19 protein-coding genes are annotated in these 17,997 nt (G+C 26.8%); all 19 read right to left on the bottom strand.

Going from position 1 to position 17,997, the window contains the following annotated elements; all coding sequences use genetic code 11:
- Positions 1-2: 2 nt before the first annotated feature.
- Positions 3-1,571 carry a flagellar basal-body MS-ring/collar protein FliF gene (fliF, locus tag MTX53_RS03455; protein WP_244834832.1) on the bottom strand — a complete coding sequence of 523 codons (1,569 nt, stop codon included), beginning with the start codon at positions 1,569-1,571 and terminating at the stop codon, positions 3-5.
- 16 nt (positions 1,572-1,587) lie between these two features.
- Complete coding sequence (gene fliE, locus MTX53_RS03450) at positions 1,588-1,920, bottom strand: flagellar hook-basal body complex protein FliE (protein WP_244834831.1); 333 nt, start codon at positions 1,918-1,920, stop codon at positions 1,588-1,590.
- A gap of 11 nt (positions 1,921-1,931) precedes the next feature.
- Complete coding sequence (gene flgC / locus MTX53_RS03445; protein WP_244834830.1) at positions 1,932-2,342, bottom strand: flagellar basal body rod protein FlgC; 411 nt, start codon at positions 2,340-2,342, stop codon at positions 1,932-1,934.
- Positions 2,343-2,366: 24 nt separating this feature from the next.
- Positions 2,367-2,813, bottom strand: coding sequence for a flagellar basal body rod protein FlgB (flgB, locus tag MTX53_RS03440; protein ID WP_244834829.1), 447 nt, complete (start codon positions 2,811-2,813; stop codon positions 2,367-2,369).
- Positions 2,814-3,057: 244 nt separating this feature from the next.
- The gene (locus MTX53_RS03435; RefSeq protein WP_244834828.1) at positions 3,058-3,882 is read right to left on the bottom strand and encodes a flagellin; all 825 of its coding nucleotides are present in this window, start codon (positions 3,880-3,882) and stop codon (positions 3,058-3,060) included.
- A 28-nt stretch (positions 3,883-3,910) separates the two neighbouring features.
- Complete coding sequence (locus MTX53_RS03430) at positions 3,911-4,090, bottom strand: YjfB family protein (RefSeq protein ID WP_244834827.1); 180 nt, start codon at positions 4,088-4,090, stop codon at positions 3,911-3,913.
- Positions 4,091-4,139: 49 nt separating this feature from the next.
- Complete coding sequence (gene pseG, locus MTX53_RS03425) at positions 4,140-5,165, bottom strand: UDP-2,4-diacetamido-2,4,6-trideoxy-beta-L-altropyranose hydrolase (RefSeq protein ID WP_244834826.1); 1,026 nt, start codon at positions 5,163-5,165, stop codon at positions 4,140-4,142.
- A 32-nt stretch (positions 5,166-5,197) separates the two neighbouring features.
- Complete coding sequence (locus MTX53_RS03420; protein WP_244834825.1) at positions 5,198-5,863, bottom strand: glycosyltransferase family protein; 666 nt, start codon at positions 5,861-5,863, stop codon at positions 5,198-5,200.
- A 1-nt stretch (position 5,864) separates the two neighbouring features.
- A complete protein-coding gene (gene pseI / locus MTX53_RS03415) occupies positions 5,865-6,926 on the bottom strand; it encodes a pseudaminic acid synthase (RefSeq protein WP_244834824.1) in 1,062 nt (353 codons plus the stop codon).
- 18 nt (positions 6,927-6,944) lie between these two features.
- Positions 6,945-8,168 (bottom strand): 6-hydroxymethylpterin diphosphokinase MptE-like protein, encoded by a 1,224-nt coding sequence (locus MTX53_RS03410; protein WP_244834823.1) that lies wholly within the window; start codon positions 8,166-8,168, stop codon positions 6,945-6,947.
- An 84-nt stretch (positions 8,169-8,252) separates the two neighbouring features.
- Positions 8,253-9,317, bottom strand: coding sequence for a UDP-N-acetylglucosamine 2-epimerase (non-hydrolyzing) (gene wecB / locus MTX53_RS03405; protein ID WP_244834822.1), 1,065 nt, complete (start codon positions 9,315-9,317; stop codon positions 8,253-8,255).
- A gap of 16 nt (positions 9,318-9,333) precedes the next feature.
- A complete protein-coding gene (locus tag MTX53_RS03400) occupies positions 9,334-10,389 on the bottom strand; it encodes an alcohol dehydrogenase catalytic domain-containing protein (RefSeq protein WP_244834821.1) in 1,056 nt (351 codons plus the stop codon).
- 3 nt (positions 10,390-10,392) lie between these two features.
- A complete protein-coding gene (gene ispD, locus MTX53_RS03395) occupies positions 10,393-11,100 on the bottom strand; it encodes a 2-C-methyl-D-erythritol 4-phosphate cytidylyltransferase (RefSeq protein ID WP_244834820.1) in 708 nt (235 codons plus the stop codon).
- A gap of 15 nt (positions 11,101-11,115) precedes the next feature.
- Positions 11,116-11,787 carry an HAD-IA family hydrolase gene (locus MTX53_RS03390; protein WP_244834819.1) on the bottom strand — a complete coding sequence of 224 codons (672 nt, stop codon included), beginning with the start codon at positions 11,785-11,787 and terminating at the stop codon, positions 11,116-11,118.
- 11 nt (positions 11,788-11,798) lie between these two features.
- The gene (locus tag MTX53_RS03385) at positions 11,799-12,902 is read right to left on the bottom strand and encodes a DUF1574 domain-containing protein (RefSeq protein ID WP_244834818.1); all 1,104 of its coding nucleotides are present in this window, start codon (positions 12,900-12,902) and stop codon (positions 11,799-11,801) included.
- Complete coding sequence (locus tag MTX53_RS03380; protein ID WP_244834817.1) at positions 12,895-13,563, bottom strand: CDP-alcohol phosphatidyltransferase family protein; 669 nt, start codon at positions 13,561-13,563, stop codon at positions 12,895-12,897. Before MTX53_RS03380 ends, MTX53_RS03385 begins: the two co-directional genes overlap by 8 nt.
- A gap of 28 nt (positions 13,564-13,591) precedes the next feature.
- Complete coding sequence (locus MTX53_RS03375) at positions 13,592-15,904, bottom strand: HAD-IA family hydrolase (RefSeq protein ID WP_244834816.1); 2,313 nt, start codon at positions 15,902-15,904, stop codon at positions 13,592-13,594.
- Between the two features lie 24 nt (positions 15,905-15,928).
- Positions 15,929-17,611, bottom strand: a complete 1,683-nt coding sequence (locus tag MTX53_RS03370) for a glycosyltransferase (RefSeq protein ID WP_244834815.1) — start codon at positions 17,609-17,611, stop codon at positions 15,929-15,931.
- A 28-nt stretch (positions 17,612-17,639) separates the two neighbouring features.
- Positions 17,640-17,996 (bottom strand): glycosyltransferase family 2 protein, encoded by a 357-nt coding sequence (locus tag MTX53_RS03365; protein ID WP_244834814.1) that lies wholly within the window; start codon positions 17,994-17,996, stop codon positions 17,640-17,642.
- Between the last annotated feature and the right edge of the window lies 1 nt (position 17,997).

Raw genomic sequence — 17,997 nt, 5'->3', positions numbered from 1 at the left:
TATCACCTCTCATTTTCAGCTAACCACGATTTAATTATTTCAACAACCTGCTCTGGTTTTTCCTTAGCGTATTTCTTGATTTCTTGCTCTAAATGAGTTTTCTCAGATTTCTCTTCAAATTCAATAGGAGCAAACTCTTCTGGTTCCTTTGGAATAATTGTATCATCTATTAATGTATCAATATTTTGAGCTTCTTGTTTCTTCTTCTTTCTATTTGCTATAATTTTTCTCATTATCATAAAGAGTGCAATTAATAAAACTACTGCACCTATTGCTCCAAGAATTAACATTCTTGTTTGCTTTTTCTGTGCTTCTTCTGCATTCATTGCATCTATTTCGCTCTGTGCTTCATCATTTATTGATGGATCAAATGCCATTCCTGCTACTGTAAGCTGATCACCTTTTGTTGCATCAAGCCCTACAGCATTAGATACAAGATTTTCAATCTGAGATTGAGTATCAGCATCAAGATTTCCATCTATAATTACAGAAACTGTTTTTCTTTTAACTTCTCCTGGAGCAACTATGGTTTTACTTTCGCTCTTTCCAGAATCATAATTAGTTTTCTGTTCTTCTTTAGCTGATGAATTAGTATCATTTGTTCCATCAGTTATCTGGTTTGACATATTATTGTCAACAGGACTCTGACTCTGATTCCCTCCATTAGTAGTATTTGAAGTTTCCTTTGAAGAATCCTGACTTACAATTACTTTATTTGGATCTATTGTTGTTTCTGTTACCTGTTTAGAATCAAAATCAAGATCAGCACTTACAGTTGATTTTACTTTATTCTTTCCAACTACTGGCTCAAGTAATTCAACTATAGCTTCTTGAAGTTTTTCTTCATAATCTTTTTCCTGTGCATGCTGTTTTCCTATGACTTCTGTATTTGCACTGCCATCATCTGAATTTTCAAGATCTTTTGTTAAAAGATTCATTTTATCATCTATTACACTTATGTTTTTTTCTGGTATATTTTCAGTTGCACCAGATACTAAAGCAACGATAGCTCTTACCTGATCTTCTGAAAGCTTTTTTCCAGGTTTTAATGTAAGTTTTACAGCAGCTTTCCCTTCCTGCTTGTCCTTTGCAAAAACAGAATCTGTTGCCTGTGTTATATGTACTCTAGCGTCTGATACTTCATTAAAACTCTTAAATGTTTTTTCAAGTTCACCTTGCTGCATTCTTAATTTCTTTATTTTAAATTCCTCATCTGTCATTCCAAATGAACTTCCACCATCCATGAGTTCATAGCCTTTACTTCCATCTGTTAAACTTGGTGCAAGCTTAAGACGAAGTTCATCTACTTTATCTTTTGGTATTAAAATTGAATCTCCTTTTATTTTATAATCAATTTTTTCATCTGTTAATGAATTAATTACGACTTGAGAATCATCACCTTTAAGGCCAGAAAACAATACCTGATATTTGTTTGCCTGTGAATAGTATATCAGACTTCCTATTGCTACAATTACAGCAATAAAGGCAACCGTCATTGCTATTTTAACTTTTTTGCTCTTACTTTTAAATTTATTTAAAAGTCCTTTAGCTTTTTCTAAAAGTTTTTTCATCTTCTAGCGCCCCTTACTATAACTGCATTTTTGTTAATTCCTTATATCCTTCAAGTAGCTTATCCCTTGTTGCAGTTAAAAACTGAAGTCCAAGCGATGCTTCTGTGTTATTTATCATTGCTTCACCAATATTAGTCTTTCCTCCACTTATGAAATCTGTCATTGATGTGTCTGCTTTAACCTGCATACCATTTACATTATCTAAAGTTCCTTTAAGTACATCTGAAAAACTTAATTTTTTAGTGTCTTTAACATCATTATTTTGATTTCCATTTATTTTGTTATTAAAACTATCTATTCTCGTATTAAAATTTTCAATTCTATTAGCAAAGCTATTATTTATTTCCAATTCTTTCACCTCTATTTACCAATTTCTAATGATTTTGAAAACATACCTTTTAATGCATTAAATGTATCAACATTAGCTTCATACGATCTCGTTGCGACCATCATATCAGCATATTCATTAAGTACATTTACATTAGGCATTGTTACATATCCATCTTCTCCTGCATCTGGATGACTTGGATTATATACTTTTCTAAGTGGCGATGGATCATCTTCTATTTTTACTGCCTTAACTCCTGCTGCATTTCCTGCTTTATCTAATGCTTCCTGAAATACAGCTACTTTCCTTATATAAGGCTGTTTTTCTCCTGCTGCATTTCTTGTTGTTGTAGCATTTGCCATATTTGATGAAATGGTATCCATTCTTAAACGCTCAGCAGACATTCCTGTTGCGCTAACTGCCATTGAACTAAAAGCTCCCATACATTTAATCCCCCTAAATTTTAATTATTTAAGAACTGTTTTTAAATTAGTAAACTTATTATTTGCTGCAGCAACTAATGCATAATACTTTAGTGTATTTGCTGCCTGATTTGCTTTCTCAACTTCCAAATCAACATTATTACCATCAGTTCTCATACTCGTAGACGTATCACGAGTAACAGATATTCCTCCATTTTCTTCACCATTTGATGTAAAATGAGCATTTTCTGTTCTCTTTAGTGAAAGACCTGAAGCTTCATTTTTATAATGGTTTTCGTTTGTTGTTTTTAATTTAAAATCGGAATCATTTTGTTTTTCAAGATTTTGTTCAAATATAACATTAAATCTTTTATAGTTTTTTGTATTAATGTTAGCAATATTATTCGATATTGCATTTGCTCTTACATTCGAAGCATCCATGCCTCTTTTTATAAGATTATACGTATTATCTGATACCATTGGTATACTCATTAACTCATCCCTTTTCCAAAAGTTATTATTTTACATAAAAACACTTTTATAATTATTATAAAATAAAATATCACATTTTACCATATGATTTTGAAATTCTTTTCAATATTAAGCTAAAAATATATACGATTATATATTTTTTCTAATTATTCTATAATAAGAGAATATTTTTATACATAAAAAAACTGCCATAAGCAGTTTTTAGCTGTTTTTTGGCAGACTCTTACCTCTATAAAAATCATCACTACTTTACAGCCGATAAAATATTTAAAGCTTCTTTAGGGAATTTATTACTTTGTGCCATAAGTGCTATTGATGCCTGATACATTATCTGTGATTTTGATAAGTTTAATGCTTCTTCTGCAATATCAGCATCAGCTAAATCACTCTGTGCACTCTGAAGATTCATGTCTATAGAACCCATATCAGTATATGTATCTTCAAGTCTTGACTGAATAGCACCATATTTACTTCTAGATATAGATACTTTTTGTATAGCATCATCTATTTTTGATAAATCTGTAGAATTTCCCTGTAAATCCAAACCATTTTTTCCTGTTGTAAGATTATATCTTTGTAATTTTACATCATCTCCTACCATATCTCCTATAGTAGATTTTATTATATTACTATTTGGATCTTCTTTTTCACCTGCTTCAAGTGATAACTTTGTCCCATTAAATTCTGTATTGTTTGAAATATCATCTATTCCTTCTAGAATTTGATCTATCTCTTTTTTTATTGTAGCTTTATCCTCATCATCATTTGTATCATTATGAACATTAACAACAAGCTGCTTTAATCTTACAAGCTGATTGTTAATCTCCTGCATAGATCCATCAAATGTCTGAATCATAGAATTTGTATCCTGTATATTTTCTTCTGCTGCATTTCTACACATAATCTGCATTTTCAAATTTTCTGATTCACTTATTTTGCTAGGATTATCTTTTGCAGAATTAATTTTAAGACCAGAACTTATATTTCTAATAGATTTAGAATTATCTGTTAATATAGATTTATATGTTCTATATATTTTTTCAGAGTACATATTGTGTGCTAATCTCATATCTATTAATATCCTCCTATCTTATCTTTTAAACTGTCGTATCAATATTTGTGCCTAAATTAGGATCAAGTGACATATTATCCATCATTTCAGTAATCTGTGTACTTGTATTTTCTGCATCATTCATCGAAATCTTCATAACAGAAAGCGTAACATCATTTTGAAGCTGAGCCTGATGCATTCCAATTGAAGCTGCTGCTACATCCATAATTCTCACATCCTTAACATATTTTGTTTATTATCGAACTTTTTTTCATTTACTTTAATTTAATTTTATTTATTTTATCAACTAAAAGTTTGGCACCATTTATATTTACTATATTTTTCTGATTGTTAAAAATTTTTAACCTTTTACTTTTATTATTTAAGAGGTTATTTAAAAAGTTAATTAAATCATGACTATTTAAATTTTGAGCATTAAATATTTTAGCTATAAGTTCATTACTTTTCATAAATTCAGCTGTTTTTCTCTGATTTTCAGCTACAATAATACCAATTGGTATAACATTCATTGAACATAGTTCATATATTGTTGAACCACATGATGATATGGCAACGTCACATTTTCTCATAATATCTGCCATATTAGCATTCTTATATAAATAAATATTTTCATGCCCTATGCTTAAATTTTCTATACTTTTAATAGTTTCTTCACTAAATGCAGAACCAATTACAACATGAATATTTTTATTGATGTCTTTAATCATTTTTAATATCTTTCCTGTATTATTATCATCATCCATGCCACCTAATGTAAGCATAATATCACTTACTTCATCTTTAACCACTTTTAATTTAAAAGCCTCTTTAAATTCTTTTCTTATCATGCAATACTTTGGGCCTAAAAATAGCTTAGTTTCAAGATTAATATTACTACTATAATCAAGTTCTTTCGCATTTATATTCTGATTTATTATAAAATCAACATTCATCTTCATCTTGTTAACATCATCAACATACCCTGTAAATCTAAAATATGGCTTTAATACATTAAAATAAGATTCAGAAACATCATAGCTATCAGTAATAAGCAAATCTGCTTTGTATTCTTTTTGTAAAGAAATTATATCGTTAATATAATCTTTTTCTTTTATAAATAGTATTTTAAAATCATTCTGATAAATTTTTTCAATTCCTGCTTCAAACTTATTATTTTTTGAATTTCTGCAGATAAAAATAACTTCATTCGATTTTCTCAGTTCATCTGCAAGGACAAGCATTCTCATAATATGCCCAAGACCTATTTCTCTTCCACCATCTGTACGAATAAATATTTTCATTTCTATCACCTATTCATCAACTAAAAAGCTCATCAAATATCTCTTTTTTCTAATATATTTTTTACTCTTTCAAAATCTTCAATTCTATCAACGCTATAATTTATATCTTTGTTTTCAAAATACTTTCCTTCGCCTTTTACAACGCCTACTTTAAAATCATCTTTGTGATTATAAATATAAAATGTAACATGCTCCCTAAACGGCTTAAAATCTTCTCTATCTATATTCTCTTTTGAGCATACTATGTTATACACTTTAGCAAGTGCTTTTTTAGAAAATACTTCTGTATCAAACCCTCTCTGGAATGTATTTGGTACATCAAGTCTTACATAATCGTAATCGTACATAAGATATTTTGTAATAGTATTATCTACAATTACAGGATTTATAAGAGGACAATCTCCAGTAACTCTTATTATCACATCGCCTTCATATTTATCTGCTACATCCTTATATCGTTTAAGAACGTTGTCTTCAGATCCTCTAAACACTTTAAAGCCTGCTTTTTCTGCGTATTCTGCAAGCTTATCATTTATTTTGAGTGTAGAAGTTGCGAGTATAATATCATCTATGTATCTGCTTTTTTTTAGAGCATTTAGCGTATAATAAATCATAGGCTTTCCGTTAATTTCTCTCATAACTTTTTTAGGCAGTCTTTCAGAACCCATTCTTGCCTGCACAATACATAAAATCTTCATTTTATTCATCCCTCTCAATTAAATTCCAGCTCATTGGAGTTCCTTTTTGTATATCTCTATCTGATTTTTTTCCTAAAATATCAGTAATGTATTTTGTTTTAAGTCCAAAACCTGGTCTTATACTTTTTACATTATCATTTGTAAAAGCTTCACCTTTTTTTATATCTTTAACTACAAAAAGACTTCTTGAATGTTCTCTTTCTTTTTGCTGTTTATAAGAAAGATCATAAGTAACAGAGCCAAGCGCTTTTTCAACCGTTCTTATGCTTTTAACCATATCTTTAAATTCGTGAGGCTCCATAGAAAACTCACTATCAGGGCCTTTATCGCTTCTTTTTAAAGTCATATGTTTTTCTATTATTGTAGCTCCAAGTGCTACAGCTGCAACTGAAACTGAATTTTCTAAAGTATGATCTGAAAGTCCTGACGTAACATTAAATGTCTCTCTCATATTCTCCATGGTCTTTAGATTAATTTCATCTACAGGTGCTGGATAAGCTGATGTACATTTTAATAATGCTACATCATAATTGTTCATCCTTTTACATGCGTCTAATGCATTTTTTATATCAGAGATCTCTGCAATTCCTGTTGACATTATAACAGGCTTTCCTTTTGAAGCAATATACTCTACAAATGGAATATCAGTAAGTTCAAACGATGCAATTTTATATGCAGGAACAGATATGTCTTCTAAAAAATCAACTGCCGTATTATCAAATGGAGATGAAAAAAATATAAGTCCTAAATCCTCTGCAATCTTTTTAAGCTTAGGCTGCCACTCCCATGGTGTATATGCTTTTTCATAGAGCTTATGAAGTGTTGTTCCATCCCATATAGTTCCTTGATTTATCTTAAAATACTTGTTATCACAGTCAAGTGTAATTGTATCTGGAGTATATGTCTGAAGCTTTATCGCATCTGCACCAGCTTTTTTTGCCTCTTCTATAATTTTTACTGCTCTTTCATAGTCTTGAAGATGATTTGCTGACATTTCAGCAATTATAAATGTTTTTTCACCTTCTCCTACTTTTTTATTTCCTATATAAAATGATCTATTCATAAATTCACCTCAACATAATCATAACTTATTTATAAATTCCTCTAAAGTCATAAATTTAGTTCCTTCAATTGCGGCTCCTCTGCTGCAATTGATAAATTCTATATCTTTACAGTTATGTATGAAATATTCTACTTTATGCTTAAAAACAAGATAACCATCAGATGTTTCAAGATTATTACCTAAAACACCTTGAACTATACGCATTTTATGCCTTGTTTTCTCACTATCTTTAAACCCATACATTTTCTCATATGTTGCAGTATGAGATTTTTCACCAAGATATGCAAAATCTTGTCCAATAAAAATTATCTTTTTTGCACAACTTTTTTTTGCAATATCAAGTGCTGAAAGTGCTACTGTACCACCAACAAGGATTTGCGTATTTTCTTCACATTTATTAAACATATATTTAGGTCCATTATAGACTTCTACTGCCCATTTTGATGCTGATGCTGGAAAACATAATGGAATAGACAGATTTTCAAAACCTATAAACTGTTTTTCTATAATTTGTTTTGGATCTATAATAACTATTGCATCTGGCAGAATATTGTTATTAACCAAAGTCCTAAGTGAACTTCCTACAGAAATAACTGTAAATTCATCTCTATATTTTTCTAAAGTTTTAAGTTCATAATCAAGCGATGGTCCTGCAGATGCAATTATAAATGGCTTATTATTTTCACTTAATTTATCAATTAAAATACTTATATCAGGATATTCTTTAGATATATTGACTTTTCTATTTGCTTCTCCAAGCATATAATTTTCATTATGAAAAGTGGAAAAATTTCTAATGCTAGAAAAATCATTTATAACATTAAATAATTTAGGAAAAGATTCTCTTATCATTTCTAGTGATGGTTTATGTACAACTAAGTTTCCAGCTTCTTCAATTGCGCTTACTAACTCTTGGTAAAAATTTATGCTTTTACCATCTATTATTTTTATATTATCAGAATTAAAAATATCTGGATTAACAATTTTTGCTTCTTTAATTAATTCATCGCTCATTTCAAAAACATAAACAGCAGAATCTTCAGTAATTAATTTCAACATTTCTTTTATATGATATCCTAAACCAATACCATATAAAGCAATAGTTTTTCCATTAAAATATTTAATATTATTCTTAACAAAAACTTCGGCTTCTCTTTGCGGATTATATCTGCTATGAATATATTTTCCTTTATATTTAGCAGTTAAAAGTCCATTTTCTGCTTTTTCAAATTGAATTGGCATATATTATTACCTCTTATTCTAAATAATTTTAAGACTTAGATTTTTTATATTATTTTTTTCACAATATCCTTAATAAATAATATTTCAACTCTTTATTTTTTTAAGTAAAATATTGCATATTAAATCTGATGCATTTCCATATCCAAATATATTATGAGTAGTACCATCTGGATTGAAGTTTTGTATAGCATCTAAAATTTTATTGCTATTACTTCCAACAATCATGTTCCAGCCATCATTTATTGTTTCTATCCATTCAGTTTCGTCTCTAGCTGTAATACATGGCTTTTTTAAAAAATAAGCTTCTTTTTGAACGCCACCACTATCAGTAACAATCTTTGAAGCATTTTTTTCAAGTAAAATCATCTCTAAGTATCCTACTGGATCTATTATTTCTATATTATCTGCTAATATAATATTATATTTTTCTATAAATTTTTTAGTTCTGGGATGAAGTGGAAAAATAACTCTTTGTCCGCATTCATTTAATGCATAAATTATTTTAGATAGCTTTTGTGGATCATTTGTATTTTCAGCTCTATGTATTGTTGACAAAATGTAATCTTTTTTATCAAGATCTAATATTTGCTTTATTTGAGATATATTTTCTGCCTTATGATTAAAAAAATTAATTGCATCAAACATCACATCCCCAACATTATAAATACCATTTATAATATTTTCATTTTTTAAATTTGATACAGCTGCATTCGTCGGAGTAAAAAGAATATCTGATAAATGATCTGCTACTATTCTATTCTGCTCCTCTGGCATTCTTTTATTAAAACTTCTAAGACCTGCTTCTACATGAGCTACTGGAATTAAAAGTTTACTTGCACAGAGTGCTCCTGCTAGTGTTGAATTTGTGTCTCCATAAACTAAAACAGCATCCGGTTTCTCTTTTAAATAAATATCTTCAAGTTTTATAAGCATATTCCCAGTCTGATGTCCATGCATAGAAGAACCTATTCCCAAATTATAATCTGGCTTTGGAATTCCAAGTTCATCAAAAAAAACATCTGACATATCAGCATCATAGTGTTGCCCTGTATGAACTAAAATTTCAGTGTTTTTCTTTCTGATTTTGTTTGATACCATAGCTGCTTTAATAAACTGCGGTCTTGCTCCAACTACTGTTAATATTTTCATATTTATCCCTCTCATTTTAAAATATAAAATTAAGAATATATTTTCCTAATCTTTTTTCGGTACATGCATCGAAAAAAGCATTATAATAATCTGAAACACTTCTTATATCTTTTTCACCAAGATTAAGAATTTTTATATATTTATAAAATTCTTTATTTTTAAGATACTCTGTAGCTTTTTTAAAATCAGATATGTTACTTCTTGTACTTCCTGTAAGTACAAGACCCTTTTCAAGTATACTTCTACTATTTATTAAAAGTTTTTCTTCACTTACACCAGATAAAACAATCTTTCCTCCAGGATTTATAACATCTAAAATACTCTGCACTGCACTATTCATACCTTTTCCGCCAACACATTCAACAAAGACATCAATCTTTTGATTTTTTAATTTTTCTGTTTTATCTATTTTTAAATAATGCTCACATGGAAATTTCATCATTTTATCTTCGTGTTTTCCTACTATAATTACTTTTTTCTTATAAATATTATGTAATATATTTGAAAGTATAAATCCTACAATTCCATCTCCAAAAATACATACAGTTTCAAAAGAACTGTCTATATCTTTAATTCTTCTTAAAATAGATTCACAAACAGATATAAGTTCTGAAAATACAGCAACATCATCTGATATACTTTCGTCAATTTTTATAATATTACTTTTAGGCCAGCTAATTATTTCTTTTGAAAATCCATCGCAATTGCTAGATGCAAACTTTGCATATTTGCAGTAATTTTCACCTAAAAACTTATTTTTGCAAACTTTATTTTTACATTTTTCTTCATTAACGCATCTACATAAATTGGGAATAAGAATAACTCTATCCCCTGCTTTATATGTATTATCATAGCTTTTTAAAACTGTTCCAATAGCTTCATGAATAAGACTCATTGGATATTTTAATCCTAATATCTTTTCTTCACGTTCTCCTTTATAATAACGAATATCCGCTCTGCATATAGCACCTTTATTTACTCTTATAAGACACTGCCCCTGTTTAAGAGTTGTGTCCTCAACATACATTTCAAATATTTCCTTGGAAACAATTTTTATATTTCTGGAGAGCATATTTTAGCCTCCTATTCTACCCATCTTAAGTATAGCTTTAAAAAGAGTTAAATCTTCAGATCGTGTAATCTTTAAGTTTAGTTTATCACCATCTACTAAAAATACCTGTTTATTAAGCTTAAGAACAAGCTGACAATCATCTGTAGCATTATAAATACCATTCTTTTCTGCTTCTATATGAGCATTTTTTATAAGTGAATATTTAAAACTTTGTGGTGTTTGTCCTAAATATAACTCTTTTCGTGTTGGTACACTTTCTATTCTTTTATCATCAATACTTCTTATTACAGTATCATCAGAATGAATTACTGTATCAACAGCATCATACTCCTTTGACATGATAACATTGTTTTTTATAATTTGTGGTGTAATAAGAGGTCTTGCAGAATCATGAATAACTACAATGTCATCATCACTTAATTCTTTATCAAGGCATTTTAATGCATTATATGAAGATTCCTGCCTTGTATTTCCGCCTTCTACTATATATTTTACTTTTGTAATCTCATATTTTCTGCACCATATTTTAACATTATCTATCCAATCCTTATGGCATGATATAACAATTTCATCTATGTATTCATTGTTTTCAAAAGCTTCTAATGTATAAATAATAAGTGGCTTTCCATAAACATCAATAAATTGCTTTGGTTTACTCTGATTTCCCATTCTGGTTCCACTGCCACCTGCCAGAATTATACCTATATTCATATGCTAAAATCTCCTTTACAATTTTATTATATCTTTAATTTCTTCAAGATTTTTAATTTTTTTATCTGCCTCATGCTTATTATCTTCTATATCAGACACATGATCTCCTTTTTCTCTTATTATTCGTACAGTTTTCATACCAATGCTTTTTGCTCCTATAAAGTCCTTTTTAGGATTATCTCCAATATAAATACATTCCTTAGGATTTACTTTAAAATATTCTGCCATTTCTAGATATGATTTTGTAGAAGGCTTTGAAAAGTTTCCATCATAATCATCTGTTACAATTACCTTGTCCACTTTTTTATCAATCTTTAAAGATTTTATTTTGTTCCATTGAACTAATGCACATCCATCTGTAATAATGCCTGTTTTTATATTGTTATTTTTTAAGTATTTAAAAATTTTAATACTGTCTTCATATAAAGTTAAAGTCGGTTTTGTATTTCTATAAATTAAAACGAGATCATTTATATCTTCTTTAAAATTATTTTTCTTACATAAAAAATCAAAAATCTTTCCTCTTCCGTCTTTATCTAAGATATCTATTGTATCTTTATAAAGCTTGTTTAAATCTTTATTGTATTTTTTGCTTAAATATATACAAACATTTTTAAAACCACATAAAACAAATTGTTTTTCATAGTAAAGGGTGTCATCTAAATCAAAAATTATAACTTTTATCATACTATTTCTTCCTACCACTTAATAATATTATTAAGTATCTCAGTAAACTTTAACGCTCCATCATTATTAAGATGAGATACATCATAAAAATCGTCATCAGTAAATTCATCGCTATCAAAATAATCTATCAGCTGAAAATCATAATCTTTTCTAACTTCATTAAGTATGTTTTCAAATTCATTTTTCACTCTTCTTGAAAAATATTTTGAATAGTATTTTGAAACTGGGAAAACAACAACAATAGGTTTTATATTATTATCTTTTAATAATGTAAGATAATCTTTAAAAATTTTTGTATTTTCTTTAACTGTCTCTGGATAATTTTTATTGCAGTCACGCTCAGCCTGCTCTTTTCCTTTTTCATCACTAAGTAAATAAATTCTTTTCTTAGTAAACATAAAGTCAATCTTATCTAAACGTCCATCTTTATCATAGGAGAAAATATTCTTTGCTATTTTTTTAGTTATATTCATTCCTTCTAATAAATAATCTGTATTTTTCAAGTGATGACTTTCTTTAATAGCATCATAATATAATAACGTCCTATATTTTTGAGATGATAACGACATATCGTATTCAAAAGAATAATAGGATAATCCGATTATTACATATTTAAGATTCTGAATATTATCACTTAAATTATTAATAATCCACTTTACTTGAGTATAATCATAAAATAAATCCTGACTAAAACATGCAAGTGAAAAAGATTTTTTTCGAAGTTTATCAGTTTTTATTCCCTTTTGAGCATATGATATTCCAGTAATTATAAGATTAAGTTCATCTTTATTCATATTTTCTATTGTTTTCATTCTATAACATATATCATTCCATATTGACATAAAAAAAATATTATGCTGAAATATCTTTTTTATATCTACTCCTAAATTAATAAGCTGATTATAAATTATATCATTATACTGGCTTGCTATTATCACGTAATCATATTCCATATTTTTTATATTTTCAGGATTCAAAATATACTTGCCATTAATTTTTTGATTCCACTTGTCAGTATTATTATCTAAATATGCAATTACATTAACATCATCATTAAAACCGCTTTCAACTATTTTTCTACTCTTTCCAGTTCCAAAAATAATTACATTAAACATTTCTCCCACCACTTATCTTTTGGTTTATTTTAAGTTCTATAATTCTATACATTAAATCTATAATGTACCCTGCTGTTATAAGTATAAATAGATTTGTTAATGATATTAATCTAGTTATTAAAAAGAAAGTAAGTAAAAAATCTACTGTGCCAAGATCCATTCCAATTATGTATCCCTTACTCATCATATATTTTTTAAAGCCAAATCTCTTTATATTTTTTAACTTTCTAAGATTAGGAACTATGTAATACGTTGGAATAATTGCATATAAATTTACGCATACTACTACTGCTAATAATAATAGTATATTAACTCTACCATACCCTATAGAAATAAAAATCAAATTGTAAAAAAACCTATCACTCCAAAAATCTAGCTTAGCTCCAAGTTTAGATCTAGCATTTATATATCTTGCTAAATTTCCATCTAAAACATCAAAAAATAAATATAACTGAATTAAAACTGCAACAATCGTAAGATTATTCATAAAAGCTAAATAATAGATAAAAACTGAAATTAATATATTAGAAATAGTTATGTAATTAGGTTTTATAGGCGTTTTAGCTACTAATGGAAGTATCGGATTTACTATTACATTAGTATAAAAAGCCTCTGCTAGATGCATTATTTTTTTTTCTCTTTTATAAATTATATTACTCATATAAATTCCTCTTTTCCATATTATGATTCTATAAAGTATATACTTTAAACTTATTAAATTTCTTACTTATAGAATTTTTAATATCCTCAGCAAAACTAAAAGACGAAATTAATATATTTATACTTTGATTTTTATACATATCAGCTATAAATTCTGCAGATTTAATTGGTATTCCAAAAATTTTAGTATCCCATAGCCATGATTTACTATCTATTATATATCTTATATTTATATTCTGATTTGTAAATACATCTATGCACACTTTACCAACTTCTCCTGCTCCCCATATAATAATATCGTTAATTCCTTCTTCTTTTATCTTTAATGCAGTAATTAACGCTTCTTTATAATATATTGGAAGGGTGTTGCTACTAATTATAGCTTTATTCTGCAAATACTGTGGATACTTCATTGTAATTACTGCTTCTGGCCATTTTACACCAATTTCATTCTGCTGTGTAATAAATTCATCCAAATCCATTTTTTCTAAAAAATTAATTTCTGTTTCTTTACATATTTTTTCAACACAAGTACTTCCAAAACTATTTTCATGAGATAAATTTCCAAGCCTGAGGCTTTCCTCTTTAGATGGTACAGACATCACTCTTGCTAATATTTTTAAAATATCCTTCTTTTTAAAATATAAATTATTTATAATTCTTTTTTTATTTAAGCTCTGATAATAAATCTTCTGAAAACACGATATACCTTCTCTCAAAATTTTCTTTAATTTAAGTTCCAATTTTGGAACCATATTAATTCCAAGATTTGGTGCTATTTTATCTGCTGTATCAGTATATCCAACAGTTGAACCTTTCTCATCCATCATTATATCTTCAAATACTACCAATTTAAAATTTTGAAGAAGATTAGTAGATAATTCTAAATTTTCATCATATGAACCTAAGAAAGTATTAATGTTTATTCCCTTTTCCAATTTATCATATAAATGCTCACTTGATATCATTACAATATGCATCATGCTTTCATTATCCATTAAATCTTCTATAATTTCCTGTACTGTACCTTTTACACCAAAGTCAACTGTAATCAATTTTCCTTTATTCATTTTTTCTTGGTATAAGTATTCTTTTAATATTTTTCTTGACTTATAAATTTCTTCATTAATTTCCTTTTTATAATTATTAAGTATAAATGACGATATTTCATTTAATTTTTCTTTATTTATATCTCGAATAAGTTTATCATAATAACATATATATTTCTTAATATTTTCTTTATTTAAACCAATTAAATCTATTACATCTTTAAATGAAATATTTTTAATATAAAAAATTTTGTTTAAATTCTGCTGATTAATTTCTTTAAATGATGGTAAAATTGTAACTTTTCTTGATATATATAATGGTTCAATATCACAATTGTAGTCTATATTACTAGCAGATTTCTTTAAAACATCTATTAATGTTACAGCCTCTCTCATAAATGGTCTAATCATTTTAATATCATTTTTCTTTGCTTCATTTATTACATAATCACAAAATAATGTAATAACAGGTCCAAATATTTCAGCCCCAAATTTAAACCAAAAAATTTCATCTTTATCATACTTCGCTGCTAAATTACCAGCTACTTTCCTTAAAGATTTTATTTCAGGTAGCACGTCTCTATAAATATAATTTTCAAAATCTATTGTATTATCTTTTCTAGATACAGGATTATAATAAATAGTCTTTATTGATTCTTTTTGTGCTCCTTGGATATCTTTACTATAATTATCACCAATATGTATAATATCAGAAGCATTAATTTTATATTTTTCTAAAACATATTTAAATAATTTTCCATTACTCTTACTCAATGAAACATCACAAGAAACAAACAATCCATCAATTTTAGTATAATCAAAATTATTATAAAGAAGAATTTCTTTTATAATTTTTGCATTCAAATACATATCAGAAATAAGAAAAATTTTTTTACCCTTCTGTTTTAAAAATTTTAGAAGGTCATATATAACAGGATTTAAATATGTCAATTCTTTTTCTTCTTCGATTTCTATTTTCATAATCTCTTTCATATTTCCTATATTATTAGGCATTTCATTATAGATATCTAAAAGAGTAATTTCTTTATCTATTTTTCTGCACATATTACGTACTTTCTTTTGTGCTAAAATTCTTATTCTATTGAACTCATATTTATCAATGTTTTCATTTAAATATCCACATTTTCTAGCTTTACTTCCTACTTTTAAAAAAATATCAGTAGGTTTTGATAAGTTTCTTAAAAGAAGTGTATCAAAAATATCAAAGCTAATATATTTATACTTTTTAAACTGTTCTTTATATTTTGATAATGTTTGATCATTCTGCCACATTTTTTATCTCCTAAAACTAGTTATTTATTCAACACATATTCCAAAATTATAATTTTTATTAATTTTCTTATCAAGCTTGTCCATAAGTTTTATTGCATCTTTTTTCCCTGGCGAAGTACAAATAAAAACATAATTAAAATCATGTTTTTGAAGATATGAGACATTCTTAACTTGTAAATCTTCAAAAATACCTTTTTCTTTAAATTTGTCTACTACATAATCTATGTTTATATCTTTATATAATTTTCTTAATATTTGTATTGTTAATTTCGCAGATGTTCCTGTTCCCCATATAATTAATGATTTTAAATGTTTATTTCGTAATAATTGTTCCATATTATTTAATCTTAAAATAAATCTGTATATTTTATCGTCGTTAATATAGTAATTATACTTTTTTGCTATATCATAAATTATTGGTCTATATTTTTGCAAATTAATATTTCTATATTTTTTCATTAACATTTCTTTCCAAACAGAACTTAAAATAGAACTTTTTTCTATTTTTATTTCTTGATTATTTAAGCATTTACTATATATATTCTCATAACTTTCTATTTCATCATCAATGCTTTGAATATGCTGCTTGTTAATATTGGTCTTTAAAAATTTAATAACGTTTTGATTAAGATATAAAAATTCTATAATTCTAGCTAAATCTTTATAATTTCCAACTTCAAACGTAAATCCATTTATACAATTTTTTACAAGTTCTTTCATTCCGCCTTCATTACTAGCAATTACAGGTACATCATTTGCTAAAGCTTCTGTAATAGTAAATGGATAATTTTCATACCAAATTGATGGACATAAAACAAAATCTACATTTTTTAAAATTTTTGAAACTTCACTATTATTGTATTGACCTTTAAATATAACTTTATTTCCGCTTAACAGTCTTATCGAATCATCACAGTATCCATAAACATAAAGTTCAGCATTAATATTTTTAGTAAGACTATTAAATGCTGCAACAGCTATCATTAAACCTTTATGTGCTTCGCTATTTGCAGTAAAAGAAAAAATTAATTTTTGTTTTGGATAATCATCCAGTCTTATTTCTTTATTTGGTATTAAATTTCCATGGTTTATAACAATAAATTCTTTGTTAAAATATTCTTCATATATTTTCTTTTGAAATTCAGATGGTGTAATAAGTGCAGATGCATTTATTACATATTTATCAACAATTTTTTTATTTTCAGATATTATTTTTGATGAATAATTACATTTTTTAGAACATATTAAATCTTTATGCCTTTCATTACAAATCTGACTATCTTTAGTAAATAAGAATAGATTGGGACATACAAAAAAATTATCAGTAAATGTAATTAAATATTTCTTATTTAAATCTATTGCTGCTTTTATAAACGACGCTACTCTCCTTGTATGACAAAAATGAATAATGTCTGGATCAATTTTGTTTATTAAATTTACAGCAAATTCATATATTTCATTATTTAATAATTCATAATTAATATACTTATTATTTAAATAAAATTTTATGCAACTAATTCCATCAATCTGCTCCTTCCAATATAGTATTTGCGAAAACTTTTTTGCATCAGTATGTATATTCTGAGAGTATGAAATTATAATTATTTCATTGTTATTTGCAAAATGATTTATAATATTTTCTGCAAACTTTATAGCACCAGAATAATATTCTGGTTTATATTGATCTATCAAATATAGTATTTTCATAATAACCTCTCTTTCATAACTTATTCTTCTATTTTAGATACCAATTTTTTAATTGATTCGTTTCCATATATTTAACTTGATTCTTTATTCTATTAGGTAGTGATATATCATCTGCATCCATTCTAGCAATATATTTTCCTTTTGCAGTACTTATACCTTTGTTTAAACTATAAACAATTCCATTATTTTTTTGATCAATTACTCGTATCCTATTGTCCATACTCTTAAATTTGTTAATTATACTTAATGATGAATCTGTTGATCCATCATTAATAATTATAAATTCAAAATTTTTATAAGTTTGATTTAAGACACTTTTAATACTCTCTTCTAGATATTTTTCAGCATTAAATACAGGCATAATAACAGATACTTTAAAATTCATT

It is taken from the genome of Clostridium sp. BJN0001, assembly GCF_022869825.1.
GTDB lineage: Bacteria > Bacillota > Clostridia > Clostridiales > Clostridiaceae > Clostridium.
The sequence above is the reverse complement of the archived record's forward strand: the minus strand, read 5'-3'. Positions and strand labels throughout refer to the sequence as shown.